The organism is Chamaesiphon sp., assembly GCF_041738855.1.
Lineage (GTDB): Bacteria > Cyanobacteriota > Cyanobacteriia > Cyanobacteriales > Chamaesiphonaceae > Chamaesiphon.
Map to the genome: position 1 here is coordinate 1 of NZ_JBGSPA010000042.1, position 2,913 is coordinate 2,913.

Below are 2,913 nucleotides of genomic sequence, written 5' to 3' on the forward strand. Positions count from 1 at the left end.
GCTTTCGACTGAGGAAATAGACTCCTGGCTCATACCAATTAATTCGGCGACTCGGACAGCAGAGGAAATCGCTCCCCCATGCAAACCATCACCAAGATAGGCTCCCGCATGATAAGTGTGATTCTCACCATTAGTCGCCACCACTTCATCGCGGTATTGAAAAGATTCGGTAGTGTACATCGGAGTGTGATGTGCTTGAGTGTGAATAATTTGCTCTCGTGCAATTAATTCTTCTAGTTGGAATGATAGGAAATAATGCTGTGGCGATGAGATGCCACAAAGTTGATTGAGATAGCCGTTATAGCCCCAGCGAGTATTTGTCTGGAAGAAATCAAATTCTGAGGGTTTGTGAATGCCAAAACGGGCATACATAGAAGTATCTTGGTGAACTACGCTAGTTATATGATTAGCTTTCCAATCAGAAAATCGTTTAGTTTCGGCAGCAGTTGGATCGGCGAGTAGCGCCATAACTTGGTCTGGAGGTGTGGCAAATATGACTCGATCGAATTCTTTGATTTCACCTATAGACATCATAATTTTGACACCATCAGGACTTCGCAAAATCCGATCGATCTCGACACCCAGCACGATCTCGCCCTTGAATCGTTCCAAGATTTTTTCAATGTAAGTATATACACCACCTTTGACCCGTACCCAGTTAGTCGAAATATAAGCGCGTAAAGTCGGAATCGCTAATTCTGCTGGAAAATCATTAATTAGTTCAAACGGAATTGAGTAACTATACATGACTAGCAATTTCAACCAAGTATCGCGAGTACCTGAACTTTTTAGATATGCTGACAAAGGGAGATCTGCTAAATTTTCTAGATTAGCACGTTGGACTCTCAACCATAAGCTAGCAGAACGCGCATAAAGGGTATCAAAACGTAGATGTTCGATGAGGCGGTGAATACCTGTAAAATTATTATTGGTGGTGACTGACGATAAAAAGCGATCGCCATTATTAAAAAACATCCCAGAACCAACATTCACAGGTTCGAGTTCAACATCTAATTCTTTCATTAACTCGATAAAATCTGTAAATGCCGTCGGAAACTCCAGTACGCCACATTCAAGAATTTCAGCGCAATCCGAGCGATTCGGCTGGACGTTTTTATTCAATGTCCGAATATGTCCGCCCAACATCGGTTGTCGTTCAAATACGCTGACATGATGCCCTTGTTTATCGAGCAGATAGGCTGACACCATCCCACTCGCTCCACCACCAATTACTGCAATTTTCATAACCAACTTAACCTCTAAACTATAGAAAATCTCCTCCTCGGAGAGTTGGGTAAAAATCCCCTCCGAGGAGCGGCGGTTCTATGCTGGGGTTTCCCCAGAATAAAAAAACCGACAAGACAGGGGTGCCCGTAGGGCAGCACATTTATAGTGCGGGTGGGTAAGATCTTCGCCGCAGCGTAAAACTTTCGTGTGCCGCTTCAGCCATCCCCTAAAATCACATCCCCAGACAATCGTTGATACAACAACGCCCCCGTCCAAACCGTCGGTGCAAAACCAGGATAACCCGAAGAAGCATTACAGAAATAAAACCGCTCCAGTGAAGTTTCATGATTCAGTCGTCCCAAACCCATATTGCGCGGAGTCAAAATCGAGCCGTAGGAATTCCCTTCAGGACACCAACAATAGCGTTCGTTAGTAGTCGGGCTACCTGTAATCTCAAACACCAGATGCTGCCGAATTCTCGGCATATAGTGTTTTTCAACAACATCGAAATTAGTAGTACTCTTCTAGATCTTTAGACCATTTTGCTCTAGTTTTTTGACAGTAATCCTGACAATCAACGGCTTGTTCGGTTAGTACTGTTACTGGATGAAGGGCACATTTAAGGAAGTGATTATCATTAAAATATCGACAGTGAGAACAGGTAATAAGTAGCTGGGCATAATTAAATATAAGATATCATGTAGGGTGGGCACTGCCCACCAACTAGGTTTCAGGCACAATCTATTTTATAAATAATTGCACCTACCTACTTAGGAGAAGACATTAGCGGAGCTTTTGGGCATGAGTATCAATCTAGCTGGCATTTACATTTCCCCTCGAACCTAAAATTTATCGATGACTGCTGACACCATCAGTCGTGCGTCCACTCATTTCTGCCGATTCAATCTGATAAATCGAAATCACTTCCGCACGTCCCCAGGAGTCAGTCCAAGTTCGATTAATTGCTGGAGAAAGGTTAGCGTCACGCTGTTTGACGAGTGCCATCACTCGTTCTATTTCTGGTTGCGCTGTAACCTGCTTGGCTCGACCCATCACAATTGCACTCCGCCAATGCTCTGGACTATGCAATTCTTCAACCTGCAAACAAACATCAGGATCTGCGTCCATGTCATGAGTCTTCATGCCAACGGTTGTAAATAGGTAAATATTGGCATTTTCGAGATAGTAGTGCATCGGCATTACACAGGGTTTGCCCTCATGGATAAAACCCAGATGACCATACCCCACTTTTTGTAGCAATTCATGGATTTCGTCCTGTCCCATTTCATCGATATCTAACACGATTTTCTCCTAAAAGTTTAATTGAACTTTGGTTTTGATAAATTATGGAAAGACAATTTTGGATGTCGGCGTATGTCCCAGAAATAGGTAAGCAGCAGGTCGGAGCACACTTTCAGAATAGATAATCTTTTGGATAACTAGACTAGGAGCGCGTTTGGCGGTGGCATTGTAAGTGGCAAGTTCCCCCTCCATACTAAAATCGCTATGAGTGCGATAGTGGTCGTGGTTATGCACGGCATAAAGGATGAAGTTATAAATCGGATTGATACCCAGACTGGTATCGTAATTTTCAGCAGACACCCACAGATGACTTTGCTTGATATCGGCAAACATTTCGGCGGCATTCTGGTAACGCTCGTACCATGAGAATTCGAGGTTGAGTGG

Annotated in this window: 3 protein-coding genes and 1 pseudogene; all 4 read right to left on the reverse strand. The window is 43.6% G+C overall.

All coding sequences use genetic code 11. The features are described from left to right. Positions 1–1,245 (reverse strand): FAD-dependent oxidoreductase (locus ACEW9I_RS05010; protein ID WP_373539263.1); only part of this gene is annotated, 1,245 nt, incomplete at its 3' end. A gap of 197 nt (positions 1,246–1,442) precedes the next feature. After that, positions 1,443–1,733: pseudogene (locus ACEW9I_RS05015) on the reverse strand (NAD(P)/FAD-dependent oxidoreductase); the annotation flags it as partial. 343 nt (positions 1,734–2,076) lie between these two features. Continuing rightward, on the reverse strand, positions 2,077–2,529 hold the full coding sequence (locus ACEW9I_RS05020; protein WP_373539264.1) for a pyridoxamine 5'-phosphate oxidase family protein: 453 nt from the start codon (positions 2,527–2,529) through the stop codon (positions 2,077–2,079). 42 nt (positions 2,530–2,571) lie between these two features. After that, a partial coding sequence (locus ACEW9I_RS05025; RefSeq protein WP_373539265.1) for a transposase occupies positions 2,572–2,913 on the reverse strand: 342 nt, incomplete at its 5' end.